This is a genomic window from Mesorhizobium sp. B2-6-2, assembly GCF_006440615.1.
Classification (GTDB): Bacteria; Pseudomonadota; Alphaproteobacteria; order Rhizobiales; family Rhizobiaceae; genus Mesorhizobium.
The window spans coordinates 105,261-131,182 of sequence record NZ_VFUG01000008.1 but is presented as its reverse complement, the minus strand read 5'-3'; the positions used below and the strand labels follow the sequence as shown (position 1 = coordinate 131,182).

The 25,922-nt window shown below is 62.9% G+C and carries 26 protein-coding genes; 20 read left to right on the top strand and 6 right to left on the bottom strand.

Features of this window, described 5'->3' with window-relative positions; translation table 11 throughout:
* Positions 1-233 precede the first annotated feature (233 nt).
* The 3 genes from FJ419_RS17915 to clpA all read left to right on the top strand — a co-directional run bounded on the left by FJ419_RS17915 (position 234) and on the right by clpA (position 3,639).
* Positions 234-563, top strand: coding sequence for a phasin family protein (locus FJ419_RS17915; protein WP_140545754.1), 330 nt, complete (start codon positions 234-236; stop codon positions 561-563).
* 277 nt (positions 564-840) lie between these two features.
* A complete protein-coding gene (clpS, locus tag FJ419_RS17910) occupies positions 841-1,167 on the top strand; it encodes an ATP-dependent Clp protease adapter ClpS (protein WP_036258315.1) in 327 nt (108 codons plus the stop codon).
* Positions 1,168-1,173: 6 nt separating this feature from the next.
* Positions 1,174-3,639, top strand: coding sequence for an ATP-dependent Clp protease ATP-binding subunit ClpA (clpA, locus tag FJ419_RS17905; RefSeq protein ID WP_140696145.1), 2,466 nt, complete (start codon positions 1,174-1,176; stop codon positions 3,637-3,639).
* 90 nt (positions 3,640-3,729) lie between these two features.
* Here clpA and FJ419_RS17900 read toward each other — a convergent pair whose 3' ends face one another.
* The 4 genes from FJ419_RS17900 to FJ419_RS17885 all read right to left on the bottom strand — a co-directional run bounded on the left by FJ419_RS17900 (position 3,730) and on the right by FJ419_RS17885 (position 6,889).
* A complete protein-coding gene (locus tag FJ419_RS17900; protein WP_140696142.1) occupies positions 3,730-4,158 on the bottom strand; it encodes an HIT domain-containing protein in 429 nt (142 codons plus the stop codon).
* Positions 4,159-4,417: 259 nt separating this feature from the next.
* Positions 4,418-5,632, bottom strand: a complete 1,215-nt coding sequence (locus FJ419_RS17895) for a GNAT family N-acetyltransferase (protein WP_140696140.1) — start codon at positions 5,630-5,632, stop codon at positions 4,418-4,420.
* Between the two features lie 55 nt (positions 5,633-5,687).
* Positions 5,688-6,416, bottom strand: a complete 729-nt coding sequence (locus FJ419_RS17890) for a glycerophosphodiester phosphodiesterase (protein WP_140696137.1) — start codon at positions 6,414-6,416, stop codon at positions 5,688-5,690.
* An 8-nt stretch (positions 6,417-6,424) separates the two neighbouring features.
* The gene (locus tag FJ419_RS17885; protein WP_140696134.1) at positions 6,425-6,889 is read right to left on the bottom strand and encodes a RidA family protein; all 465 of its coding nucleotides are present in this window, start codon (positions 6,887-6,889) and stop codon (positions 6,425-6,427) included.
* A 139-nt stretch (positions 6,890-7,028) separates the two neighbouring features.
* On the opposite strand from FJ419_RS17885, the gene FJ419_RS17880 reads away from it, so the two are divergent.
* The 4 genes from FJ419_RS17880 to tsf all read left to right on the top strand — a co-directional run bounded on the left by FJ419_RS17880 (position 7,029) and on the right by tsf (position 10,243).
* Entirely contained in the window at positions 7,029-7,859 is an 831-nt protein-coding gene (locus FJ419_RS17880; protein ID WP_140545913.1) for a cell envelope integrity EipB family protein, read from the top strand.
* An 82-nt stretch (positions 7,860-7,941) separates the two neighbouring features.
* Positions 7,942-8,220 carry a DUF4031 domain-containing protein gene (locus tag FJ419_RS17875; protein ID WP_140696131.1) on the top strand — a complete coding sequence of 93 codons (279 nt, stop codon included), beginning with the start codon at positions 7,942-7,944 and terminating at the stop codon, positions 8,218-8,220.
* A gap of 201 nt (positions 8,221-8,421) precedes the next feature.
* Complete coding sequence (rpsB, locus tag FJ419_RS17870; RefSeq protein ID WP_095765354.1) at positions 8,422-9,201, top strand: 30S ribosomal protein S2; 780 nt, start codon at positions 8,422-8,424, stop codon at positions 9,199-9,201.
* 121 nt (positions 9,202-9,322) lie between these two features.
* Positions 9,323-10,243 (top strand): translation elongation factor Ts, encoded by a 921-nt coding sequence (tsf, locus tag FJ419_RS17865; RefSeq protein ID WP_140627840.1) that lies wholly within the window; start codon positions 9,323-9,325, stop codon positions 10,241-10,243.
* 53 nt (positions 10,244-10,296) lie between these two features.
* Here the strand turns inward: tsf and FJ419_RS17860 are convergent, their stop codons facing one another.
* On the bottom strand, positions 10,297-11,223 hold the full coding sequence (locus FJ419_RS17860; RefSeq protein WP_140696129.1) for a LysR family transcriptional regulator: 927 nt from the start codon (positions 11,221-11,223) through the stop codon (positions 10,297-10,299).
* Between the two features lie 114 nt (positions 11,224-11,337).
* Here FJ419_RS17860 and FJ419_RS17855 point away from each other — a divergent pair, with 114 nt between their 5' ends.
* The 13 genes from FJ419_RS17855 (at position 11,338) to lpxB (ending at position 24,456) form a co-directional block, all read left to right on the top strand.
* A complete protein-coding gene (locus FJ419_RS17855; protein ID WP_140696126.1) occupies positions 11,338-11,865 on the top strand; it encodes a nuclear transport factor 2 family protein in 528 nt (175 codons plus the stop codon).
* Positions 11,866-11,900: 35 nt separating this feature from the next.
* The gene (locus tag FJ419_RS17850; RefSeq protein WP_140696122.1) at positions 11,901-13,010 is read left to right on the top strand and encodes an aldo/keto reductase; all 1,110 of its coding nucleotides are present in this window, start codon (positions 11,901-11,903) and stop codon (positions 13,008-13,010) included.
* 168 nt (positions 13,011-13,178) lie between these two features.
* Positions 13,179-13,901 (top strand): UMP kinase, encoded by a 723-nt coding sequence (gene pyrH / locus FJ419_RS17845; RefSeq protein ID WP_095765617.1) that lies wholly within the window; start codon positions 13,179-13,181, stop codon positions 13,899-13,901.
* An 84-nt stretch (positions 13,902-13,985) separates the two neighbouring features.
* Positions 13,986-14,540 (top strand): ribosome recycling factor, encoded by a 555-nt coding sequence (gene frr / locus FJ419_RS17840; protein ID WP_140545921.1) that lies wholly within the window; start codon positions 13,986-13,988, stop codon positions 14,538-14,540.
* Between the two features lie 31 nt (positions 14,541-14,571).
* Positions 14,572-15,291: an isoprenyl transferase gene (locus FJ419_RS17835; protein WP_140545922.1), complete on the top strand. Its 720-nt coding sequence runs from the start codon at positions 14,572-14,574 to the stop codon at positions 15,289-15,291.
* A gap of 11 nt (positions 15,292-15,302) precedes the next feature.
* The gene (locus tag FJ419_RS17830) at positions 15,303-16,118 is read left to right on the top strand and encodes a phosphatidate cytidylyltransferase (protein ID WP_140696107.1); all 816 of its coding nucleotides are present in this window, start codon (positions 15,303-15,305) and stop codon (positions 16,116-16,118) included.
* Positions 16,119-16,222: 104 nt separating this feature from the next.
* A complete protein-coding gene (rseP, locus tag FJ419_RS17825) occupies positions 16,223-17,365 on the top strand; it encodes an RIP metalloprotease RseP (protein WP_095765361.1) in 1,143 nt (380 codons plus the stop codon).
* Between the two features lie 218 nt (positions 17,366-17,583).
* On the top strand, positions 17,584-19,941 hold the full coding sequence (gene bamA / locus FJ419_RS17820) for an outer membrane protein assembly factor BamA (RefSeq protein WP_140696093.1): 2,358 nt from the start codon (positions 17,584-17,586) through the stop codon (positions 19,939-19,941).
* Positions 19,942-20,019: 78 nt separating this feature from the next.
* Complete coding sequence (gene lpxD / locus FJ419_RS17815; RefSeq protein ID WP_140696090.1) at positions 20,020-21,075, top strand: UDP-3-O-(3-hydroxymyristoyl)glucosamine N-acyltransferase; 1,056 nt, start codon at positions 20,020-20,022, stop codon at positions 21,073-21,075.
* Complete coding sequence (gene fabZ, locus FJ419_RS17810) at positions 21,068-21,529, top strand: 3-hydroxyacyl-ACP dehydratase FabZ (RefSeq protein ID WP_095765364.1); 462 nt, start codon at positions 21,068-21,070, stop codon at positions 21,527-21,529. Before lpxD ends, fabZ begins: the two co-directional genes overlap by 8 nt.
* 15 nt (positions 21,530-21,544) lie before the next feature.
* Positions 21,545-22,381, top strand: a complete 837-nt coding sequence (lpxA, locus tag FJ419_RS17805) for an acyl-ACP--UDP-N-acetylglucosamine O-acyltransferase (RefSeq protein ID WP_140696083.1) — start codon at positions 21,545-21,547, stop codon at positions 22,379-22,381.
* A complete protein-coding gene (gene lpxI / locus FJ419_RS17800) occupies positions 22,368-23,285 on the top strand; it encodes a UDP-2,3-diacylglucosamine diphosphatase LpxI (RefSeq protein WP_140696080.1) in 918 nt (305 codons plus the stop codon). Before lpxA ends, lpxI begins: the two co-directional genes overlap by 14 nt.
* Complete coding sequence (lpxB, locus tag FJ419_RS17795; protein WP_140696073.1) at positions 23,275-24,456, top strand: lipid-A-disaccharide synthase; 1,182 nt, start codon at positions 23,275-23,277, stop codon at positions 24,454-24,456. The genes lpxI and lpxB overlap by 11 nt, the downstream gene beginning before the upstream one ends.
* A gap of 74 nt (positions 24,457-24,530) precedes the next feature.
* Here the strand turns inward: lpxB and gltA are convergent, their stop codons facing one another.
* Positions 24,531-25,859, bottom strand: a complete 1,329-nt coding sequence (gltA, locus tag FJ419_RS17790) for a citrate synthase (protein ID WP_140546402.1) — start codon at positions 25,857-25,859, stop codon at positions 24,531-24,533.
* Positions 25,860-25,922 lie beyond the last annotated feature (63 nt).

Genomic DNA, 25,922 nt, shown 5'->3' with positions numbered 1-25,922 from the left:
CACTTCCGGCCAAGCTATCGCGCCCAGCGTTACCAATCCGTTTATGGTAACCGCCGCGTTCACCATTTTTCGGCAAATCGAGCTTCTCTTTAATCGAATTTTACCGGCCGCCGGCGCTGGACCCCCTGCATGCCAAGGGATTCTTGACTTTTGTGCATCGCACAATATATTGAGGTGCATTGCACAAGGGCGCCCGGGGCAAAAAGGGCGTTTCAACCAAAGGGAAGTATGAAATGACCCAGACCTATGAGGACTTCACGAAATACGGCAAGGAATTTGCCGACACCGGGCTGAAGAGCTTCGCCTCGCTCACCAAGGGCGCGCAGGCGATCGCCACCGAAGCCGGCGAATACACCAAGAAGAGCTTCGAAGCCGGCACCGCCGCCTTCGAGAAGCTGTTCGCGGCCAAGTCCGTCGAGAAGGCCGTCGAGATCCAGACCGATTACGCCAAGCAGAGCTATGAGAGCTTCGTGGCCGAGGCCAGCAAGATCGGCAATCTCTATGCCGAGCTCGCCAAGGAAGCGTACAAGCCCTTCGAATCGGTGGTCGCCAAGGCGAAGTAATTTCGCCCGGTCATACCGGACACGGCCAGCGGGCCAATCAAAAGCACCCGGTCGCGGAAACGCGGCCGGGTTTTTTCATGCGAGATCGCAACCTGACGCACCTTGCCGCATTCACGATTGAGAAATTCGCTGAGGTTTGCCCACCTAGCCATATTGTCAGCTAAACAGAAGGGCTTAAAATCGTCCATCGAGAACCTACATGTTGAACTCGCATGAGGATTCGAAAAGGCTGGACTACGTGACGATCGGTTTGACTGCCACGGCAGGCGTGGTGCGAATGCAAAGTGACGGAGACCGCAACGATCCCGGTCGCGGCACCGCTGTCATCACGCGCACCAAAACCAAGACCAAGAAGCCCAGTCTCTACCGGGTCCTTATTCTGAACGACGACTACACCCCGATGGAGTTCGTCGTTCACGTCCTGGAGCGTTTTTTCCAAAAGGACCGCGAAGCCGCCACACGCATCATGCTTCATGTTCACAATCATGGAGTGGGCGAGTGCGGTATCTACACATTCGAGGTGGCCGAGACCAAAGTGTCCCAGGTCATGGATTTCGCCCGACAGAATCAGCATCCGCTGCAATGCGTGATGGAGAAGAAGTGAGGTAACATGCCGGCTTTCTCCCAAGGCTTGGAAAAGGCGCTACATCAGGCGCTGACATTCGCCAACGAGCGGCATCATGAGTATGCAACGCTCGAACATTTGCTGCTCGCCCTGATCGACGACACCGAGGCGGCCGCCGTCATGCGCGCTTGCAACGTCGATCTCGACGAGCTCAAGCATACGGTTCTCACCTATATCGACACCGAGCTCGACAACCTCGTCACCGGCTACGACGAGGATTCGAAGCCGACGGCAGGTTTCCAGCGCGTCATTCAGCGCGCCGTGATCCATGTGCAATCGTCCGGCCGCGAGGAAGTGTCCGGCGCCAATGTGCTCGTCGCCATCTTCGCCGAGCGCGAGAGCCACGCCGCCTATTTCCTGCAGGAACAGCAGATGACCCGCTACGATGCGGTCAATTACATCTCGCATGGCATTGCCAAGCGCCCGGGCGCTTCGGAATCGCGCACGCCGCGCGGCGCCGAGGACGAGCAGGGCGGCCAGAACGGCGCCGAGCCGCAGGAAGAGGGCGGCAAGAAGAAGCAGCAGGACGCGCTGACGGCCTACTGCGTCAACCTCAACAACAAGGCCCGGGCCGGCAAGATCGATCCGCTGATCGGTCGCGACAGCGAGATCAACCGAACCATCCAGGTGCTGTGCCGCCGTTCCAAGAACAACCCGCTTTATGTCGGCGATCCGGGCGTCGGCAAGACGGCGATCGCCGAAGGCCTCGCCAAGCGCATCGTCGAAGGCGATGTGCCGGAAGTGCTGCAGGACGCCACCATCTTCGCGCTCGACATGGGCACGCTGTTGGCCGGCACCCGTTATCGCGGCGACTTCGAGGAGCGGCTGAAGCAGGTCGTCAAGGAGCTCGAGGACTATCCGGGCGCGGTGCTGTTCATCGACGAGATCCACACGGTGATCGGGGCCGGCGCCACCTCGGGCGGAGCCATGGATGCATCGAACCTTCTGAAGCCGGCGCTGTCGTCCGGCGCCATCCGCTGCATCGGCTCGACCACCTACAAGGAGTTCCGCCAGTTCTTCGAGAAGGACCGCGCGCTGGTGCGGCGCTTCCAGAAGATCGACGTCAACGAGCCGACCATCGAAGACGCCATCGAGATCATGAAGGGCCTGAAGCCCTATTTCGAGGAGTTCCACAAGGTCCGCTACACGAGCGAGGCGATCAAGGCCTCGGTCGAGCTGTCGGCGCGCTACATCAACGACCGCAAGCTGCCGGACAAGGCGATCGACGTGATCGACGAAACCGGCGCCTCGCAGATGCTGGTGCCGGAAGCCAAGCGCAAGAAGACGATCGGCATCAAGGAGATCGAGGCGACGATCGCCACCATGGCACGCATCCCGCCGAAGACGGTCTCGGCAGATGATGAGAAGGTGCTGCAGGGGCTCGATATCGAGCTGAAGCGCGTCGTCTACGGCCAGGATACGGCCATCACCGCGCTGACCTCGGCGATCAAGCTGGCGCGCGCCGGCCTGCGCGAACCGGAGAAGCCTATCGGCTCCTACCTGTTCTCAGGGCCAACCGGCGTCGGCAAGACCGAAGTGGCGAAGCAGCTTGCCGCCTCGCTCGGCGTCGAGCTGATCCGTTTCGACATGTCGGAATACATGGAACGCCACACCGTCTCGCGGCTGATCGGCGCGCCTCCCGGCTATGTCGGCTTCGACCAGGGCGGCCTGCTCACCGACGGCGTCGATCAGCATCCGCATTGCGTGCTGTTGCTCGACGAGGTCGAGAAGGCGCATCCGGACCTGTTCAACATCCTGTTGCAGGTGATGGACCACGGCAAGCTGACGGACCACAACGGCAAGCAGATCGACTTCCGCAACGTGATCCTGATCATGACCACCAATGCTGGCGCCTCGGACGCGCAGCGCGCGGCAATCGGCTTCGGCTCGACCAAGCGTGAGGGCGACGACGTCGAGGCGATCAACCGGCTGTTCACGCCGGAGTTCCGCAACCGCCTGGACGCGATCATCCCGTTCGGTTCGCTGCCGGTGCCGGTCATCCATCAGGTGGTGCAGAAGTTCGTCATGCAGCTCGAGGCCCAGCTCTCCGAGCGGGGCGTCACCTTCGACCTGTCGCCGGACGCGATCGCCTGGCTGGCCGACAAGGGCTATGACGAGCGCATGGGCGCGCGTCCGCTCGGCCGCGTCATCCAGGAGCACATCAAGAAGCCGCTGGCGGACGAAGTGCTGTTCGGCAAGCTCAAGAAGGGCGGCACGGTGCGCGTCACCGTCGAGAAGAAGGAAACCGGCGAGTCCGGCCTGAAGCTCGAATCGCTTGCCGACGAGTCGCCCGTGCAGCCGAAGAAGGAAGAGCCGGAAGACTCGCCGAAGCCGAAGAAGACGGTGGCCAAGAAGCCGGCGCCCAAGAAGGCCGTGGCGCAGAAGCCGGAGCCGAAGGGCAAGGACGGCAACAAACGCAGCCTTGTGCCGCAACTGCCGCGCAAAGGCTGATCGGCCTTCATGTGAAATGCAAAAGAGCCCCGGCAATGGGGCTCTTTTCTTTTGAGCGGTCAGCGCGCAGTCACCGGGTCGAAGACTGGGTCAGGTTCCCAGCGCCGCGCGGATCTTGCCGGCGTTCTCGGCCAGCACCTCCGGCTTCTCCATCTGGCCGGAATGCGGCTTCAACGGCACGCCTTCGAAGCGCGGCACGACGTGGACATGGAGATGGTAGACGGTCTGGCCGGAGGCCGATTCGTTGAACTGCATGAGGGTGACGCCGTCGGCGTCGAAGGCCTTTTTCACTGCCACGGCCACCTTCTGGACGACCGCGAAGAGCGGACCGAGCGTTGCCGGATCGGCGTCGAGCATGTTGCGCGACGGCGCCTTGGGCATCACCAGCGTGTGGCCCATGCCTTGCGGCATCACATCCATGAAGGCTATGACCGCATCGTCCTCGTAGATGCGGTGCGACGGAATTTCGCCGCGCAGGATTTTCGCGAAGATGTTGCCGGGATCATAGGCTTCGGCCATGGGGTGACACTCCCAATTGCATTCACCGTCCGGTGTAGCGAAGCCGCCGACGGGCGGCAAGGCGCTCAGGCGAGATCGACAATGCGCCTCGTAAGGAATGGATTCAGCCGAGGCGCCTTAAGTCTCTGTTTTCATGCATGTCGTTCTCGCCGCTGCGAAGTTTTGGTCGGCATGCATCAAGCCCGCGTCATTCGCTCAGGACTATCGGCTGTTGTTGACGGCACGCCGTGCTGCCGGAAAGCCACACTGACCGCGAGACCTATTCCCCAAGATCCTTGCGGAACGGCGTGTGCTCTTCGAGATATTCGCTCATGCGCTCGACCTCGCGTCGCTCGCGCCTGAGATAGTCGGCGACGGCGTTGCGCAAACCGGGATGCGAGAAGTAGTGCGCCGAATGCATGGTCACCGGCCGGTAGCCGCGCGCCAGCTTGTGCTCGCCCTGCGCGCCTGCCTCCACCACCTTGAGCTTGCGCTCGATGGCGAAATCGATCGCCTGATGGTAGCAGACCTCGAAATGCAGGAAGGGGTGATCCTCGATGCAGCCCCAGTTGCGTCCGTAGAGCGCGTCGGAACCAATGAAGTTAATGGCGCCGGCAATGTAGCGGCCGTTCCGCTTTGCCATCACCAGCAGGATGTCGTCGGCCATGCGCTCGCCGATCAGCGAGAAGAACTGTCGGTTGAGATAGGGCCGCCCCCATTTCCTCCCGCCGGTATCCATGTAGAAGGCGAAGAAATCGTCCCAGGCGCTTTCGGTGATGTCCTTGCCGGTCAGCCAGTCGATCGAGATGCCGTCGGCAAGCGCTTCGCGGCGCTCCTTCTTCATTGCCTTGCGCTTGCGCGAGGCAAGCGTGGCGAGGAAGTCGTCATAGGCCGAAAAGCCTTCGTTGAAGAAATGGAACTGTTGGTCGGTGCGATGCAGGAAGCCCGCCGCTTCCAGTGTCGCCACATCGGGCTCGGTTGCGAAAGTGACATGCGCGGACGAGACGCCGAGCTTGTCGGTCACCAGCTTCAGGCCTTCCGCCAGTCCTGCCTTCACCGCACTTTCATTCTCGCCTTTGCCGACCAGCAGGCGAGGGCCGGTGACTGGTGAAAACGGCACCGAGCATTGCAACTTGGGATAATAGCGGCCGCCGGCTCGCTCGAAGGCATCCGACCAGCCGTGGTCGAAGACATATTCGCCCTGGCTGTGCGATTTGAGGTAACAAGGGACGGCGCCGAGCAACCTGCCTTGCGCGGTTTCCAGCCGCAGGTGATGACCCTGCCAGCCGGTGCGCCGGACAGCGCAGCCGGAATCTTCCAGTGCGCTTAGAAAAGCGAATGAAACCAGCGGGTTGTAACCGTTTTCTTGGTCGCCGCGCGTGGTTCCGGCAAAGCCGTTCCATTCCTCGCAGGTGAAGGCGCCGATACCCGCCGCGATGCGGATCGCATAATCCGCATTCGCTGCCTGTCCATCATCTTCGTCGCCCTGATCCATGGGGCTTATTTAAGCTTCGCAGGGGCAGCTACAAGTCACGTTTGAGGCACCCGGCTCAGCCAACTCTCACCAGGCCGGGCTCGAAACCCTCGAAGGTCATCTGGTCGGCATATTTGAAGGTGAGGTCGACCGCCGGCTGGTCATGCACGGTCCAGGTGATGACCGGCATCTTCAGCTTTTCGCGCACGAAGCTGACGAAGGGGTTGGGCAGGTCGCCGGCAGCGTAGGAGGTGAAGGCGAGGTCGTGCGCGAGCATGGCGAAATGCGCCTCGATCAGCTGATTGTCCCTGCCATAGGCGGTCAGCCCGCCGGGGATGCCGGGGGCCGCCTTGGCGAAGTCGCGGATCAGCCAGTGATCGAACGACATGATCGCTACCTTGCCGTTGTAGCGCTTGAGCAGCCGGCCGACGCTGGCCACCAGCCCGGCATCATGGCCAGGAACGCCTTTCAACTCGACCACCAGCGGCACGCGGCCGTCGATCAGGTCGAGCGCCTCCTCGAGCGTCGGCACGTGGTCCTTGGTGCCGCCGATCTTGAGCGTCGCCAGTTCGGCCGCGGTGCGTTGCCAGACGAAGCCATCGTGGCCGGTGAGGCGTTTCAGCTCGCCGTCATGGATGATGACCGGGACGCCGTCGGACGAGATATGCACGTCGCATTCGATGGCATAGCCGCGCTCGGCGGCCGCGGCGAAAGCCGACAGCGTGTTTTCCCAGCGCGTCTTGTTCATGTCGTGGAAGCCGCGATGCGCGACGGGCTGCGCAATCAGCCAGGACAGATCGGTCATGTTGAGCCTCACTCGACTTCGAAGATCGCTTCGATCTCAACCGCGGCGTTGAGCGGTAGCGAGGCGGTGCCGACGGCGGAGCGGGCATGCTTGCCGCGCTCGCCGAGTGCGGCGACCAGGAAGTCGGAGGCGCCGTTGGCGACAAGATGCTGCTCGACGAAATCCGGCGCGGAGGCGACGAAGACGGTGATCTTGACCAGGCGCCGGATCTTTTCGAGATCGCCAAGTGCGGCCTTGGCCTGCGCCAGGAGGTTGATAGCGCAGAATTTCGCGCCTTCCTTGCCTGCGGCGGTATCGATGTCGCGGCCGAGCAACCCGCTTGCCTGCAGCTTGCCGTCCTTCAGCGGCAACTGGCCGGCGGTGAACAGCGTGCTGCCGGTGCGGCAATAGGGCACGTAGTTGGCGGCGGGCGCGGCGGCGGCCGGGAGGGTGACGCCAAGATCGCTTAGCCGCTTTTCGATTGTTTCGCTCATTGGTTTTCCCTATTGCTGGAAGACGCCGCGTTGGCCGGGCCGAAATTGCTATTTTTGCCTCGCTTCCGCCACGACTTTTTTTAAGCTGGACCATCTTTCCCTGCGGTCTGCCTCGCGGCCGCGACGATCGGAGCAACGCATGCGCGCAACGCGCCTTTTTTTCGCCGCCGCCTGTTTCTCGGCGATGCTGCCGATGGCGCCGGCGCTTGCGGTGCCCGCGCTGCAGGCGCATCGCGCCGTCTACGATCTCACGCTCAACAAGGCCTCCGACCGCTCAGGCATTACCGGCATCACCGGCCGCATGGTCTATGAGTTCAATGGTTCCGCCTGCGAAGGCTATACGGTGAAATTCCGCTTCGTCACCCAGATTGCCACCGCCGAAGGTACGAAGCTGACGGACCAGCAGACGACCACGTTCGAGGATGCCGAAGGCAAAACTTTTTCGTTCGTGACGAAATCCTTCACCGACCAGAACCTCGACAAGGAAGTGAAAGGCACCGCGACCCGGGAGCAGAAGGGTCTCAAAGTCGAGATCGACAAGCCTGAGAAGAACAGCCTCGAGCTTGCAGCGACGCAGTTCCCGACCCAGCATCTGGTCGAGCTGATCGGCAAGGCCGAAAAGGGCGAGAATTTCTACCAGACCAACCTGTTCGACGGCTCCGAGGACGCCAACAAGGTGATGACCACCACCGTCATCGTCGGCAAGAAGACCGACGTCCAGAAATCCGACCCGGAGGCGCCGGCGCTGGCCAAGCTCGCCACCGACAAATACTGGCCGGTCGACATCGCCTATTTCGACGATACCGACAACAAAGGCGAAGAGGTGCCGGAATACCGGATCAGCTTCAAGCTGCACGAGAACGGCATCACCCGCGACCTCGTCATGGACTATGGCGAATTCTCGATGACCGGCAAGCTGGTGAACCTGTCGCTGTTCGATCAGACCAAGCCTTGCCCGGCGTCGAAATAGCAATTGCTGACGGCAGCCGGCCCGGCTTGCAGGCTTGGCCTCCGAATACCATGCGTGAGGCTCACCGAATGCGGTGGGCCTGATGGCAGTCTATGTCGATGCGGCGATCTGGAGATGGGCCGGCCACCGCTGGTGCCATCTGCTCGCCGACAATACCGACGAACTCCATCGCTTTGCAGCCGAGCTGGGCCTTAAGCGTTCGTCCTATCAGGGGCCGCCCAAGACATCGGCGCCGCATTACGATATCACTGGCTTCGAGCGTGATCGTGCGGTCAGGCTTGGGGCGATCGAATGCAGCCGCGAGGAGATCGTCGCGATCTTTCGCCGCGTCAGGGTGCCGAACGGCAAGATAAAACGCTGAGATTTGGGCGGATCGCCGCAGGCGGGGACGTTTTCGGGCGCGCGGCTTGCGTTAATCGGACTTCCCCTCTATATGCGCGCTCATTCCACACACGGACTTTGGTGTCTGCCCGGGAGAAATCCGGCTGAGACCTCCGGTGGCATCAGGACATAAGTCCGAAATGCCTGTGTCCGTGGAGGCCAACCGGAAAGGAACTAAAGAATGGCTCTGCCAGATTTCAGCATGCGCCAGCTTTTGGAAGCTGGTGTTCACTTCGGCCACCAGACCCACCGCTGGAACCCGAAGATGGCGCCTTATATCTATGGCGCCCGCAACAACATCCACATCATCGACCTGTCGCAGACGGTGCCGCTGCTGCACCAGGCCCTGAAGCAGGTGTCCGACACCGTCGCCAAGGGCGGCCGCGTGCTGTTCGTCGGCACCAAGCGCCAGGCGTCCGACATCGTCGCCGACGCGGCGCAGCGCTCTGCCCAGTACTATGTCAACTCGCGCTGGCTGGGCGGCATGCTCACCAACTGGAAGACGATCTCGAACTCGATCCAGCGCCTGCGCAAGCTCGACGAGACGCTCTCCGGCGAGGCCCAGGGCCTCACCAAGAAGGAGCGCCTGAACCTCGACCGTGAGCGCGAGAAGCTCAACAAGGCTCTCGGCGGCATCAAGGACATGGGCTCGACGCCGGACCTGATGTTCGTCATCGACACCAACAAGGAAGCGATCGCCATCCTCGAGGCCAAGCGCCTCGGCATCCCGGTCGTGGCCATCATCGATTCGAACTGCGATCCGGACAAGATCGACTTCCCGATCCCCGGCAATGATGACGCGGCCCGCGCCATCCAGCTCTATTGCGACCTGATCGCCAAGGCCGCCATCGACGGCATCGCCCGTCAGCAGGGCGCGCTCGGCGTCGACATCGGCGCTTCGGCCGAGGCTCCGGTCGAGCCGGCGCTCGACGCTCCGGCTGCAGAAGCTCCGGAAGCTTGATAAGGAAGGCCGGATCCCGGCCTTCATCTTTCCAATAAGTTGGCGCGCTAAAGCGCTTTTGCCGAGCGCATCACCCGAGTCCCGGTTGGTGCGTCGGCGCATTTGAGACAAAGAGGCGACAATGAGCATTTCGGCTGCACAGGTCAAAGAACTCCGCGACTTGACCGGCGCGGGCATGATGGACTGCAAGGCGGCGTTGAACGAGACCAACGGCGACATGGAAGCGGCCGTCGACTGGCTGCGCAAGAAGGGTATCTCCAAGGCCGACAAGAAGGCCGGGCGCACTGCCGCCGAGGGCCTGATCGGCGTCGATGCCGGCGTGCGTGAAGCGGCCATCGTCGAGGTCAATTCCGAAACCGACTTCGTCGCCCGCAACGAGCAGTTCCAGGAACTGGTCCGCAATGTCGCGAAGGTCGCGCTCGCCTATGGCGCAACCGAAGCGGTTGCCGCCGCCAAGTATCCGGGCTCCGACAAGACGGTCACCGAGACTGTCAAGGACGCGGTCGGCACCATCGGCGAGAACATCAATTTCCGCCGTTCGGCCAAGCTCACCGTGCCGCATGGCGTGGTGGCGACCTATGTCCACAATGCGGTTGCCGATGGGCTGGGCAAGCTCGGCGTGCTGGTCGCGATCGAGACCACCGGCAACGAGCATGCCGCGAATGCCTTTGCCCGCCAGGTTGCCATGCACGTCGCCGCCACCAACCCGGTGGCGCTGACGGCCGAAGAGGTCGACCCGGCGCTGATCGAGCGCGAGAAGGCGATCTTCTCCGACCAGGCGCGCCAGTCGGGCAAGCCGGAAGCCATCATCGAGAAGATGGTCGAGGGCCGCCTGCGCAAGTTCTACGAAGAGGTGGTGCTTTTGAAGCAGGCCTTCGTGCTCAATCCCGACATCACCGTCGAGAAGGCGCTGAAGGACGCGGAGAAGGAGATCGGCGCTCCGGCGAAGATCACCGCCTATCTGCGCTTTGCGCTCGGCGAAGGCATAGAGAAGGAAACGACCGATTTCGCGGCGGAAGTCGCGGCCGCGGTCAAGAAATAGCTCCGATCCGAGGGGAGCGCGCAGCGTTTCCTTAAGGTGACGAGCTCACGAGCTCAGGCGACTCGGCCGGGTGTCCGCATGGATGCCCGGCCGATTTCTTGCGCGGTGTCGATAAAGGCCCTGAGCTTCGGCGCCATCGACGCGCGGCGCGGAAAATAAAGGAAGAGTCCGGGCTCCTCGATCGCCGTCTGCGGCAGGATCTGGACGAGGCGGCCGGCGGCAAGGTCGGCGCGCACCAGCGGCTCGAAGACGTAGGCGAGCCCGACGCCGGCCAGCGCCAGGTCGATGGCGCCAAGCGAATCCGTGACGACGGCCGTGCCGCGCGTTTCGACGACGACATCCTTGCCGTTGTCGTTCAGGTCCCAGCGATAAAGCGCCCCCGATCGGACCAGCCGGTAGCCGATGCAGTTGTGGTTGGCGAGATCGGCCACGTCGCGCGGACGGCCGTGCTTTGCGACATAGGCGGGAGAAGCAACGATCACGGCTTTGAACGGCGGCGTCATCCGGACGGTGACCATGTCCTGCGCGATCATTTCACCCAGCCGGATGCCGGCGTCAAACCCTTCCCCGACGATATCGATAAGCCCCTGGTCGGCAACAATCTCGACCGTCACGTCGGGATAGCGTTCGGCCATCGCCGCGACCACCGGCGTCACCGCCAGGGGGATCGCTATGTTGGAGGCGTTGATCCTGAGCAGGCCGGCGGGCCTTCCCTTCACGCCTCGAATGCGGTCCATCCGCTCGGCAATGTCCTGCAGGGCAGGGCCCGCCGTCTCCACCAGCGCTTTGCCTGCCTCGGTCAGCGAGACGCTGCGCGTCGTGCGCGCAAAGAGCGGCTGGCCGATGCGCTCCTCCACCAGCCGCACCGCATGGCTGACGGCAGACGGGCTCATGCCCAGTTCAGCCGCGGCAAGCGCGAAGCCGCCGCGCCGCGCCACGGCGACAATGACCGGAAGGTGTGTGAGCAGATCGCGATCCATTCATGAATGATATCGCACAGTCTTTGCGAACAATGCAATCTTATCGATGCCCCCGAGTCGGCTCATATTGGCGTCAACACATCGGCGGCGGGCTGATGGCCAAGGAGAGACGAAATGAACGCGTTGAGACATGTAACTTTTGCCGCAGGAATAGTGCTGGCGCCCGTCGATGCCGGCGGTGCCGAACCGGCCGGCTGGCAGGCCCTTGCCGACGAGCGCGCCGTCATCCGCATCGCCGACGCCATCGACCGCGCGGTGGACGCGCAGGACTGGAAGCTGGCGCGCAGCTATTTCGCAGAGCGTGTCACCGCCGATTTCAGCAGTCTGTCCGGCCAGCCTGCGGCCAACATCGCGTCCGACGACCTGATCGGCGCCTGGGCGGGCAACCTCAAGGGCAGCAAGACCAGCCTGCATCTGCGCACCAACCATCAGGTCGTGCTCGAAGCCGATGCCGCGACTGTCCGCTCCAACGGCTATGCCTGGAACCGGATGCAAGGCAATGGCGATCCGCTCTGGGAAGTCTGGGGCACCTATGAGCACCACCTGACGCGCTCGGCCTCCGGCTGGAAGGTCGACGGCTTCACCTTCCGCATGACGCATGAGCGCGGCAATCCCTGGGTCAAGGCGACCCCCGGCCAGTGACCGGCAGGAAATCAGTTCAGAATCGGGAGACCACCATGACCATGACCTATTACACGCTTGGCAACAGCGGCCTGCGCGTCAGCCGGCTGGCGCTCGGCACCATGACCTTCGGCACCGAATGGGGCTGGGGCGCGGACAGGGACACAGCCCGCTCGATGTTCGACGCCTATGTCGAAGCGGGCGGCAACTTCTTCGACACGGCCGACCTCTATACCGGCGGTACCGCCGAGACCTGGCTCGGCGAGTTCGTCGCCGAGCGCGGCCTGCGCGACAAGGCGGTGATCGCCACCAAATTCACCATGAATTCCGAGGCCGGCAACCCGAACGCCGGCGGCAACGGCCGCAAGAACATCATGCGGGCCGTGGACGCTTCGCTGAAACGGCTCGGCACCGACTATATCGACCTTTATCTTCTGCATGTCTGGGACAGGATTACCCCGGCCGAGGAGGTGCTGCGCACGCTGGACGACCTCGTTCGCGCCGGCAAGGTGCGCCATATCGGCCTCTCCGACGTGCCGGCCTGGTATGCCGGCCGCGCCCAGGCGATCGCCGAACTGCGCGGCTACGAGCCGGTCTCGGCGCTGCAGCTCGAATATTCGCTCGCCGAGCGCGCCATCGAACATGAATATGTGCCTTTCGGCACCCGTCATGGCGCCGGCATCATGGTGTGGAGCCCTTTGGCCAGCGGGCTGCTCAGCGGCAAATACAAGCCGACGCAAGCCGGAAGGGTCGGGCGGCTCGACGGCTTCCGCAACACCACGCATCCCGGTTTCCAGAAGTTCAGCGACCGCAACTGGGCGATCGTGGCGGAGCTTGAGAAGGTAGCGGCCGAGCTCGGCCGCAGCATGGCCCAGGTCGCTCTCAACTGGGCGGCGACGCAGCCAGGCATCGCTTCCGTCATCCTTGGAGCGACGAAGCTCACTCAGCTGCAGGACAATCTCGGCGCGCTCGATTTTTCGATTCCCGCCGAGCTTCGCGCGCGGCTGGAAAAGGTCAGCGCCATGCCGGCGCCGTTCCCGCATTCCTATTTCGGCTCCGAGATCCAGGTCCGGGTGACCGGCGGCGCCGTGACCGGCGACAAGCCGGCCGGTTATTCGCCCGCGGTCATGATCGAAGGCGAGGCGGTCAGCGTCTCCAGCCGTTGATCAAAGAGGCGGCAACTGACCGAAAAAGCCTGGAATTTTGCACGAGGGCGCGGCGTGACATCGCCGCGCCCTTCGTGTATCGGGTCAACCCGTCATGACAGCATCGCCGGATGAAGCGGGGGCGGTTTTGCCTCCAAAATTGCCGCGCCGAGATATTCGAGGAATGAGATGACGGTGAAGCCCCTCTATCGACGTGTCGTGCTGAAGGCTTCGGGCGAAGCGTTGATGGGCGAGCAGCATTTCGGCATCGATGTCTCCGTTGTCGACCGCATCGCCGCCGACATTGCCGAGGCGCGCGCGCTGGGCGTCGAAGTGGGTGTCGTCATCGGCGGCGGCAATATTTTTCGCGGCGTGGCCGTGGCCTCGAAAGGCGGCGACCGGGTCACCGGCGATCACATGGGCATGCTCGCCACCGTCATCAACTCGCTGGCGCTGCGCACCTCGCTCAACAAGATCGGCGTCGATGCCGTCGTGCTTTCGGCGATCGCCATGCCGGAACTTTGCGAGAGTTTTTCCCAACGCCAGGCGACAGCCTATATGAACCAGGGCAAGGTGGTCATATTCGCCGGCGGAACCGGCAATCCGTTCTTCACCACCGATTCGGCCGCGGCCCTGCGCGCCGCCGAGATCGGCGCCGATGCGCTGTTCAAGGGCACGCAGGTCGACGGGGTCTATTCGGCCGACCCCAAGAAGGACCCGAACGCGGTCCGTTTCGACCGCATCAGCCACGCCGAAGTCATCAAACGCGGTCTTGCGATCATGGACACCGCCGCGATTGCACTTGCGCGTGAAAACAACATTCCGATAATCGTCTATTCGATCCACGAAAAAGGTGGTTTCGGCGATATTCTAAGGGGCGGCGGCCATTGCACGGTCGTCGCGGACAAATAACCGAGGCCGGGATCCGTTGAACGGTACCGCGGACGGGACGACGGCATAAGCAGTGAACCCGGCGAACGGGTCGAGGAGATGATCATGAGTGGCGAGTTCGAAGACCTGAAGCGACGCATGGACGGGGCGATCGCCGCCTTCAAGCACGACCTGGCGTCGCTGCGCACCGGCCGAGCCTCCAGCAACCTGCTCGACGCCGTCCAGGTCCAGGCCTACGGCACGACGATGCCGATCAACCAGGTCGCCAACGTGACGGTGCCGGAGCCGCGCATGATTTCGGTCTCGGTCTGGGACAAGTCGATGGTCAGCGCGGTCGACCGCGCTATCCGCGAAGCCAATCTGGGCTTCAATCCGATCGTCGACGGCACCAATCTCAGGATCCCGCTGCCGGAGCTCAATGAGCAGCGCCGCAAGGAACTGGTCAAGATCTCGCATGGCTATGCCGAGAACGCACGCGTCGCGGTGCGCCATGTCCGCCGCGACGGCATGGATTTCCTCAAGAAGGCTGAGAAGGACGGCACCATCAGCGAGGACGATCACCGCAAGCGATCCGACCAGGTCCAGAAGCTGACCGACGAGATGATCAGCACCATCGATCACCTGCTTTCCGATAAGGAAGCTGAAATCATGCAGGTTTAGGGTCGGGGTTTTCCGGCTCGAAAGCGAGACCATGGCAACGCCCGCGCATGTCGCGATCATCATGGATGGAAACGGACGCTGGGCCAAGGCGCGCGGCCTGCCGCGCCTTGCCGGGCATCGCGCCGGCGTCGAGGCTCTGCGCAAGACGGTGCGCGCCGCACCCGAGCTCGGCATCTCCTATCTGACGGTCTACGCATTTTCCTCGGAGAACTGGTCGCGGCCGAAATCCGAGGTCAGCGACCTCATGGGGCTTTTGAAGCTGTTCATCCGCCGCGATCTCGCCGAACTGCATCAGAACGGCGTGCGGGTGAGAGTGATCGGCGACAAAGAGGGGCTGCAGCCCGATATCCGGGGGCTGCTGCAGGAGGCCGAATCGCTGACCGCCGGCAACGAGGCGCTGACACTGGTCATCGCCTTCAATTACGGCGGCCGCGACGAGATCGTGCGCACAGCGCGCAAGCTCGCGGAGGCCGTGGCGCGCGGCGACATGGCGAGCGAGGCTATCACGGCGGAAAGCTTCGCTGCGTCGCTCGACACAAAGGGCATTCCCGATCCCGAGCTGGTGATCAGGACCAGCGGCGAGCTCAGGCTGTCGAATTTCCTTCTCTGGCAGGCTGCCTATAGCGAGCTCGTCTTCCTGCCTTGCTATTGGCCGGACTTCAGCCGCGAGCACCTGGCCGACGCCCTGCGCGACTTTGCCGGCCGTGAAAGACGCTTTGGCGGGCTCGCCGCCCGCGATGTCGCGCTTTAGGCGCCGCACGCATGAGCAACCTCCAGCAGCGCGTCATCTCGGCAATCGTGATGGCGGCTCTGACGCTTGCGCTCACCTGGCTCGGCGGATTGCCGTTCCGGCTGTTCTGCGCCGCAATGGCGGCGCTGATCTTCTATGAATGGACGCGCATGGCGCGCGCCGGGAACGGCGCGGCTCTCGGCTTCCTGCCCGAAGTGCTGATTCTGATCTTCGTCGGCGCGCTGATCGCCGGTCTGCCGGCCTTGTGGCTGCTGCTCATCGTCGCCGTGCTTGTGGCGGTCGCGGCCATTGCCGCTCGAATAAAGGGGGCCGCGCCGTGGGAAGCCGCGGGAGTGGCCTATGCGGCACTATCCGGCTTTTCGCTCGCCTATCTCCGTGACGACAATCATTCCGGGCTGATTGCGATTCTCTTCCTGTTCGCCGTGGTCTGGGCAACCGACATAGCGGCCTATTTCGTCGGCCGCGCGGTCGGCGGCCCGAAGCTCGCGCCGTCGATCTCGCCCGGCAAGACGCAGAGCGGCGCGCTGGGCGGCGCCGTCGGCGGCGTTATCGCCGGAGTTTTGCTCGCAATCGCAGCCGGCGCCGGCAATCTCGTTCAGCTTGGCCTCGTGGCGCTTGCTCTGTCGATCGTTTCGCAAGCCGGCGACCTGTTCGAATCATGGGTCAAGCGCCGGCACGGCGCCAAGGATTCCAGCAACCTCATTCCCGGCCATGGCGGCGTCATGGACAGGGTGGACGGGCTTGTCGCGGCCGCGTTCGCACTGTACGTCATGGGCTGGATCGCGGCGGGCGCCGAGCATCCGGCACTGGGGCTGTTTCCGAACTGAACGACGCGGCGGCAAGGCGAAAAAGGGCGTGGGCCACGGATTCGCCCGGATTGATGCCACAGTCGCGGTGGAATGTCGCTCGCGGGCGAATTTGAGGGCATGACTTGAACGACATCTTTCACGCGGTTTTCAGCACACAAGGCTTCGTCCTTGGCACGCTCGTGCCGTTTCTGTTCGTGCTGACCGTCGTCGTGTTCGTCCACGAGATGGGCCACTATCTGATCGGCCGCTGGTGCGGCATCGGCGTGAAGGCCTTCTCCATCGGCTTCGGCCCCGAGCTCTTCGGCTTTTACGACCGCCGCGGCACGCGCTGGAAGCTTTGCGCCATTCCGCTTGGCGGCTACGTCAAGTTCGTCGGCGACATGAATGCGACGTCGAGCCAGCCGAGCACGGAAGAGATCGAATCGCTGACGGAGGCTGAGCGCGAGGTCGCCTTCCACACGCAACCCATCTGGAAGCGCGCCGCTACCGTCGTTGCGGGGCCGCTGTTCAATTTCCTGCTGACGATCGCCGTGTTTGCGGTGCTGTTTTCCCTCTATGGCCGTCCGGTTCTGGAGCCGATGGTGGCCGAGGTCACCGCGGGCAGCCCGGCGGAAAAAGCCGGAATCCAGCCAGGCGACCGATTCGTCAAAGTCGACGGCAGCAAGGTGGAGACATTCGCCGACGTGCAGCGGCTGGTTTCGGGCCGGGCTGGCGACGCCATCACCTTCACCATGCTGCGCGACGGCAAGGAAATCGACGTTACGGCCGCGCCGGAGCCCATGGAGCAGCAGGATGCGCTGGGCAACAAGGTCAAGGTCGCGGTCATCGGCGTCGTCAACAACGCCGAGCTCGGCCAGCCGCGCCTGATCTCCTACACGCCGGCCGGCGCCGTGGTGGCGGCGGTCGAGGAAACCGGGCACGTGATCGAGCGCACCGGCCAGTTCCTGCAGCGCTTTGCGCTTGGACGCGAGGACAAATGCCAGTTGGGCGGTCCGATCAAGATCGCAAAGATGTCGGGCCAGGCAGCCAAGCTAGGCTTCGAGTGGCTGGTGCAGCTTGTTGCATTTCTGTCAGTCGGAATAGGATTTCTCAATCTCCTGCCGATTCCCCCCCTCGACGGCGGCCACCTGTTGTTCTACGGCGTGGAGGCGGTCATAAGGCGGCCCGTTTCGGAGCGAACGATGGAGATGGCCTACCGGACCGGGTTGTTCCTGGTGCTCGGCTTCATGGGCTTCGTGTTTTGGAACGATCTGTTTGGATGCTGAAATCATGAAGAAATTTGGCTTCAGCGCCGGTCATATTGAGATGCCGTTTACCATGCGTGGGGATATGCGTGACGCGAAAGCCACGCGGTACGGTTAAGTAAATACAAATTAACCGGGAGCCTTGCGTGTAGGGAAAATCCGGTTAATACGGTAAGGGAAAATACCGCACGTCCGGTTTTCTCGCCGTGGGGACTACGAGAAAAAGGTACAAAAGCCCGATGAAGGCAGCATCCAAGTTTCTGAGCGCCGCTTCCGCGGCGGCTTTGTCCGCCGCTCTGGTCGTGCCAGGCGCGCTCGCAGTGCAGTTCGCCGCCACGTCGGTGGCCGAGGCCGCGGTCATCTCGCGTGTCGAGGTCAGCGGCAACCAGCGCGTCGATGCGGAAACCATCCGCAATTACATTTCGATCAAGCCGGGCAAGCCTTTTTCCAGCTCCGATATCGACGATGCCGTCAAGGCGCTGTTCGGCACGGGTCTGTTCTCGGACGTTCAGATCAACCAGGTCGGTTCGAGCCTTGTCGTCAAGGTTTCCGAATACAAGGTCGTCAACCAGGTCCTGTTCCAGGGCAACAAGAAGATCAAGGACAACGCGCTTCAGATGGGTATCCAGCTGAAGCCGCGTGCAACCTTCTCGCAGCAGGCGCTGGACGCCGATGTCGAGGCGATCAAGACGGCTTACAAGCGCATCGGCCGCGACGACGCCGCCGTGACCACGCAGGTCATGGATCTCGGCGACAACCGCGTGAACGTGGTCTTCAACATCAACGAAGGCGGCCGCACCCAGATCGCGGCGATCAACTTCGTCGGCAACCACGCTTATTCCAGCCGCCGCCTGTCGGACGTCATCAACACCAAGCGCTCGTCCTGGCTGTCCTTTGTGCTGCGCGACGACGTCTATGACGAGGACAAGCTGCGCGCCGACCAGGAGCTGCTGCGCCGCTTCTACTACAATCACGGCTATGCCGACTTTCAGGTCGTCTCGGCCGTCGGCGAGCTTGACGACGCCACCAACAAATACACTGTCACCATTACCGTGCAGGAAGGCGATCGCTATACGTTCGGCGACGTCAGCGTGGAAAGCACCATCCCTGAAGTCGATTCGAAGGCGCTGGAATCGGCGGTCGAAACCCACAAGGGCGACGTCTACAACGCCAAGGACGTCGAGGATTCGATCGTAGCGTTGACCGAGAAGGTCGCGGGTTCGGGCTATGCCTTCGCCCAGGTGACGCCGCGCGGCGACCGCAATTTCGAGAACCACACCATTTCGGTCGTCTACACGATCGACCAGGGCACCAAGGCCTATGTCGAGCGCATCGAGATCCGCGGCAACGACCGCACGCGCGACTATGTCATCCGTCGCGAATTCGATGTCAGCGAGGGAGACGCCTTCAACCAGGTTCTCATCCAGCGCGCGAAGAAGCGGCTGGAAGCCCTTGATTATTTCCAGTCCGTCGACATTTCGACCGTCCCCGGCTCGGCGCCGGACCAGGTCGTGCTGGTGGTCACCGTGGTCGAGAAGTCGACCGGCGAGTTTTCGGTCGGCGCTGGTTATTCCACTGGCGGCGACACGCCTGGCCCGTCCGTCGAAGGATCGATCACGGAGCGCAACTTCCTCGGTCGCGGCCAGTACATCAAGCTGTCGGCCGGCGGCGGCAGGCATTCGCGCGACTATGCTATTTCGTTCACCGAGCCTTACTTCCTCGGCCGGCGTATCGCGGCGGGCTTCGATATTTACAAGTCAACCCGCGAATACGATCACTATGATGCGGACACAACGGGCGCGACCATCCGCTTCGGCCTGCCGATCACTGACAACATTTCGACGCAGCTGGCGTACAATATCTCCCAGGAAAAATATAAGTACGACAACTGCGACAGCAACGGCGATGGTATTGAAGGCGACTGCAACCTTTCGCAGGCCATCAAAGACGCGATCGATCAGGGTTCCTGGCTCAAGTCGTCGGTCAGCTTGGGTCTCACCTACAACACTATCGACGATATGAAGAACCCGCATGAGGGTCTGTTCGTCACTGGTGTCACCGAGTTTGCCGGTCTTGGCGGCGATGCCAAGTGGGTAAAGGTGACCGGCCGGGCGAGCGTGTATCAGACGTTGTCGGAGCAGCTCGACCTTGTTGGCCTCGTCTCGGGCGGCGCAGGCTACATTGCGGGCTATGGCGACAATGGTCTGCGTATCTTCGACCAGTTCCAAAGCAACGATCGCATGATCCGCGGCTTTGAATATGGCGGCATTGGCCCAGTTGATCCGGCCACGGGCGACCATCTCGGCGGCACGACGTATTTCAATGCGTCGGCTGAAGCGCAGTTCCCGCTGCCTGTCATTCCGGAAAGCTTCGGCTTGCGTGGTGCCGTGTTTGCCGATGCGGCGACCCTTTACGGGACGAAGATTACGTCGGTTACGCAGGAATCGACGGACATGAAGCTACGCGCCTCGGTCGGTATCGGCCTGATGTGGGCTTCGCCGTTCGGCCCGATCCGTATTGACTATGCGATCCCGGTCAAGAAAGAGTCGACCGACGACGTGCAGGAATTCAACTTCGGTATCGCGACCCGCTTCTAATTTCGTGGTTGCGATGGTTCCGGGCCGGATGACGGCCCGGAGTGGACCGATCCAACCCAGCTGGATATTACTTCTGGAATGACCGATCCGGTGTTCTTCGCGCCTTCACGCCGGTACACGGCTGGCGAGGTCGCGAATCTGACCGGCGCCAGCCTGTTCGATTCCGATCAGGCCGAAATTGCCATCGAGGCGCTGGCTCCCGCCAACGAGGGTGGCAACGGCGCGCTCGTCTTTGTCGACGGCAAGCGCAATTTCGCCTTGATGCCGTCGCTCAGGGCGGCCGCGGTGCTATGCCCCGCCGATTTCGCCAGCAAGGCGCCGCCGGGCATCGCCGTGCTCATGCATCCGCGTCCGCAGCAAGCTTTCGCGATGGTCGGGCGCCTGTTGTTTCCGCAGGCTGCGACCCCGGGGCCATTGACCGGAGAAACCGGCATATCCATCCATGCGTTTATCGATCCATCCGCGCATATCGAGGACGGAGCGATCGTAGAGGCGGGCGCCGTGATCGGTCCCGGCGTATCCATCGGCAGCGGGACGGTCGTTGCGCCCCACGCCGTCGTCGGCCGCTCCTGCCAGATCGGCCGCGACGGCTTCATCGGCCCCGGCGTCAGCATTCAATATGCGCTTATCGGCAACCGCGTCATCATCCATGGCGGCGCCAGGATCGGCCAGGACGGTTTCGGCTTCGTTGGCGGCGCCAAAGGGCCTGAACGCGTGCCGCAGATCGGCCGCGTCATCATCCAGGATGATGTCGAGGTGGGCTCCAATTCGACCGTCGACCGCGGCGCCATGTCCGACACCGTCATCGGCCAGGGCACCAAGATCGACAATCTGGTGCAGATCGCCCACAATGTTCGCATCGGCCGCAATTGCATTATAGCCGGGCTTTCGGGTATTTCCGGTTCCGTCGTCGTCGGCGACAACGTCACCATGGGCGGCGGTGTCGGCCTCGCCGATCATCTGACCATCGGGCCAGGAGCCAAGCTTGCTGCGAGAAGTGGATTCATGAACAACGTGCCGGCAGGCGAGGTCTGGGGAGGTTACCCGGCGCAACCCATGGCGGAAGCCATGCGTGAGATAGCGATGCTGCGCAGGATGGCCAGGACGCGCAAGCAAGGCGACGGAAATGGCTGACACGGTGGCAACTTCACTCGACGCGGTCGACATCATGGGGCTCATGAAGCTCCTGCCGCATCGCTATCCGTTCCTGCTGATCGATCGCATCGTCGACATAGACGGCGACGAGTCCGCTGTCGGCATCAAGAACGTGACCATCAACGAGCCGCATTTCCAGGGCCATTTTCCCCAGCAGCCGGTCATGCCCGGTGTGCTCATCATCGAGGCCATGGCCCAGACCGCGGGCGCGATCTGCATTCGCAGCCTCAACACCGAGAAGCCGTCGCTGGTTTATTTCATGACCATCGACAACGCGAAATTCCGCAAGCCGGTGGTTCCGGGCGATCAGCTCAGGATCCATGTCAAAAAAATCAAAAAACGCGGCAACCTGCTGAAATTCGCCTGCGAGGCGATGGTTGACGGCGCGAAAGCCGCCGAAGCCGAGGTTTCGGCCATGATGGTTACCGGCTGACGGTTCGAAATGCTCATGAAAGTCGCGACATCCATTCATCCTTCCTCGGTCGTCGAAGAAGGAGCCAAGCTCGGCGAAGGCGTCCGTATCGGACCCTTCTGCCATGTCAGCGCCGATTCGATCATCGGCGACCGCGTCGAACTGATCAGCCATGTGTCGGTGATGGGCGCCACCACCATCGGGGCCGGGACAAAGGTCTATCCGATGGCGACGCTCGGCGCGCCGCCGCAAAACACCAAGCACAAGGGCGGTCGCACCACGCTGGTCATCGGAGCGAACTGCACCATTCGTGAAGGCGTCACAATGCATGTCGGCACCGACACCAGCCGTGGCGAGACGACTGTCGGCGACAACGGCAACTTCCTAGCCTACGCCCACATCGCCCACGATTGCGTCATCGGCAAGAACGCCACCTTCGCCAATGGCGCGACGCTGGGCGGACATTGCGAGATCGGCGACAACGTCTATATCGGCGGCCTGACCGCCGTTCATCAATTTGTGCGCCTCGGCGACAATGTGTTCATCGGCGGCTGCTCGGCGGTCGTTGGCGACGTCATTCCTTATGCCATCGCCGCCGGCAACCGGGCCAAGCTGCGTGGCCTGAACATCATAGGCCTCAAGCGCTCCGGTCTGCCGCGTTCCGAAATCTACCTGCTGCGCAAGGCTTATAGGACGATCTTCGATCGTTCCCGCACCGTCGGCGAGAATGTTGAGCTCGCCAAGGCCGAGTTCGCCGGGTCGCCAACGGCCATGAAGATCATCGATTTCATCACAAGTCGCGGCAAACGGCACTTTGCCGTCCCATCGCTCAAGGGCGACGGCGACGACGACAGCGGCGATGACGAGGGCTGAGCCGGCCAAGGCAGGGCTCGTACTCGCGCCGGGCTCCAGGGTCGGCATCATCGCCGGTGGGGGCAGCCTGCCCGTCGAAGTTGCCGATGGCTTGGTCAAGCAAGGTTTTGTGCCCTTCGTGATCATCGCCGAGGGTGAGGTCGGCCGCGAGGCGGACTTTTCCGCCTACGAGCGGCAGACGCTGGCGCTGGAAGATATCGGCCTGCTGCTTCCTTTGTTGAAGCGCAATGAGATCACGCATCTCGTTCTTGCCGGCGAAATCAAGCGCAGGCCGCGTTTGAGCAAGATTCGACCGACACTTGGCCTGCTGGCCATAATACCTTCCGTGATCAGAGCGCTGAGACGTGGCGACGACGGCTTGCTGAAGGTGTTGACCCGAGGCCTTGAAGATCGGGGCATTGCGGTGGTCGGCGCGCATGAGGTCGTTCCCGAACTGACGGCTGGCGAAGGCACGTTGACGGCGGCTCATCCAAATCAATCCGATTGGCGCGACATCAAAGCCGGGCGCGCCGCCGCCAAAGCCATTGGCGCGCTCGATATCGGCCAGGCGGCGATTGCGATCGGAGGTCGAGCCATCGCGCTGGAAGGCATTGAGGGCACTGCCGGCCTGCTCGACAGAACGCGAGAATTGCGCGGCCACGGCAGGCTGGCCGGAAAGGCGCGCGGCGTGCTGGTCAAATGCGCCAAGCCTGGGCAGGAACTGCGCGCCGACTTGCCCTCGATCGGCCCGCAGACGATCGAAGCCGCACACGCCGCCGGGCTGGCCGGCATTGCGCTGGAAGCCGGCCACTCCCTAATTCTCGAAGGTCCCGAAACGCTGGCGCGCGCCAATGCTCTCGGCCTGTTCATCGTCGGTCTGCCCGCCATGGAGGCGTCCAATGGGGAGCCGGCTAATGGTCGCTGACAAGCCGCTCAAGCTCGCGATCGTCGCCGGCGAGGAATCCGGCGATCTGCTCGGCGCCGACATCGTGCGGGCGCTCGAACGCACGACGGGCCGCAAGGTGCAGCTCGTCGGCATTGGCGGCCGCCACCTGCAGCAACTGGGGCTGACCCCGCTCTTCGACGGTGGCGAGATCGCGCTGATGGGCTTCAGCGCGGTGCTGCGCGACCTGCCGCGGCTGATGCGCCGCATCAGCCAGACGGCGGCGATGATCGCGGCCGAGCGGCCCGATTGCCTGGTTACCATCGACAGTCCGGACTTTTCGCTACGTGTCGCAAAGAAGGTCCGCGCAACGGCACCCGCCATTCCGATCGTCCATTATGTCTGCCCGAGCGTATGGGCCTGGCGGCCGGGCAGGGCGGCGGCGATGAAGCCCTATGTCGATCACATCCTCTGCATCCTGCCGTTCGAGGTGAAGGCGCTCGCCCGTCTTGGCGGACCGCCGGGCACTTATGTCGGCCACCGGTTGACGCAGGATCCGGGCGTGCTTGGCGCCGCCAAGGCGCAGAGCCAGCCGCGCGACCTCGCCGACGACCGCGTCAAGACGGTGCTGGTGCTGCCCGGCTCGCGCCGCGGCGAGGTGCGGCGGCTGATCGAACCCTTCGGCAAGGCAATGTCGGCGCTGCGCCAGCGCGGCCACCGCCTGCGCTTGCTGTTGCCGACGGTGCCGCATGTCGCCGAGCTGGTGAAGGCCTCGATCGCGAGCTGGGACGACAAGCCGGAGATCATCACCGAGCCGGAGCGCAAATGGCAGGCCTTCGGCAGGGCCGATGCAGCGTTGATCGCGTCTGGGACGGTTTCGCTGGAACTGGCGCTCGCAGGCGTTCCGATGGTTTCCTGCTACAAGCTCGACCCGATCGCGCGCCAGCTTCTGCAGCATATGGTGACGACGTGGTCGGCGCTGCTGCCCAATTTGATATCCGACCGCGCGCTGGTGCCGGAATTCTACGATCAATATGTTCGGCCGGAAAACCTGGCGCGGCAGCTGGAAGCCCTGTTTGCCGACACCGGCATGCGCGCCTGGCAAAAGGCGGGCTTTGCCGAGATTGCCCGGCGCATGGCGACCGAGCGGCCCTCGGGCGAGATCGCCGCCGAGGTGGTGATGGGATGCATAAAAAGAGCGAATAGGGAGTAGCGAGTAGCGAATAGGGCTGTGTCGGCTTTGTCACTTTCCCCTATTCGCTACTCGCTATTTCGCTATTCGCTCAATTACCTTTTCGCAATCGGCACGTAATCGCGTTCCGTGGCGCCGGTGTAGAGCTGGCGCGGGCGGCCGATCTTCTGGTGCGGATCCTCGATCATTTCCTTCCACTGCGCGATCCAGCCGACGGTGCGGGCGACCGCGAACAGCACGGTGAACATGGTGGTGGGGAAGCCCAGCGCCTTCAGCGTGATGCCGGAATAGAAGTCGACATTCGGATAGAGCTTCTTTTCGATGAAGTACTCGTCGGTCAGCGCGATCTTTTCGAGCTCCATCGCGATGTCGAGCAGAGGATCGTCCTTGATGCCGAGCTCGCCCAGCACCTCATGCGCGGTCTTCTGCATGATCTTGGCGCGCGGATCGTAGTTCTTGTAGACGCGGTGGCCGAAGCCCATCAGCCGGAACGGGTCGTTCTTGTCCTTGGCGCGGGCGATGAACTCGGGGATGTGGTCGACATGGCCGATCTCGCCCAGCATGTTGAGGGCCGCTTCGTTGGCGCCGCCATGCGCCGGACCCCACAGGCAGGCGATGCCGGCGGCGATGCAGGCGAAGGGATTGGCGCCCGACGAGCCGGCCAGGCGCACGGTCGAGGTCGAGGCGTTCTGCTCGTGGTCGGCGTGCAGAATGAAGATGCGGTCCATGGCACGCGCCAGCACCGGATTGATCTTGTATTCCTCGCACGGCACGGCAAAGCACATGTGCAGGAAGTTGGCCGCGAAGCCGAGATCGTTCTTCGGGTAAATGAAAGGCTGGCCGATATGGTACTTATAAGCCATCGCGGCGATCGTCGGCATCTTGGCGATCAGGCGCATGGAGGCGACCATGCGCTGATACGGGTCCGAGATGTCGGTCGAGTCGTGATAGAAGGCCGACAGCGCGCCGACCACGCCGCACATCACCGCCATCGGATGCGCGTCGCGGCGGAAGCCGGTGAAGAAGCGCGACATCTGCTCATGCACCATCGTGTGGCGCGTCACGCGATAATCGAAGTCGTCCTTCTGCGCCTTGGTCGGCAACTCGCCGTAGAGCAGCAGATAGCAGACCTCGAGGAAGTCGCCATGCTCGGCGAGCTGATCGATCGGGAAGCCGCGATGCAGCAGGATACCGGCATCGCCGTCGATGAAGGTGATCCCCGACTCGCAGCTCGCTGTGGAGGTGAAGCCGGGGTCGTAGGTGAAGGCGCCGGTGGTGCTGTAGAGCGAACCGATATCGATGACGTCCGGCCCGACCGTCCCGCTTCGCACCTTCAATTCGTGCGTCTTGCCGGCGAGCTCGAGCCTGGCGGCCGACTCGCGCGTTTTGCTGCCCGGTTCCGGTTTTGTCGCAGCTTCGCTCATTCTCAACTCCTTTTGTTCCTCATGCCGGCAAGGCAATTCCTGCAAACGACACGTCGAAGTCAC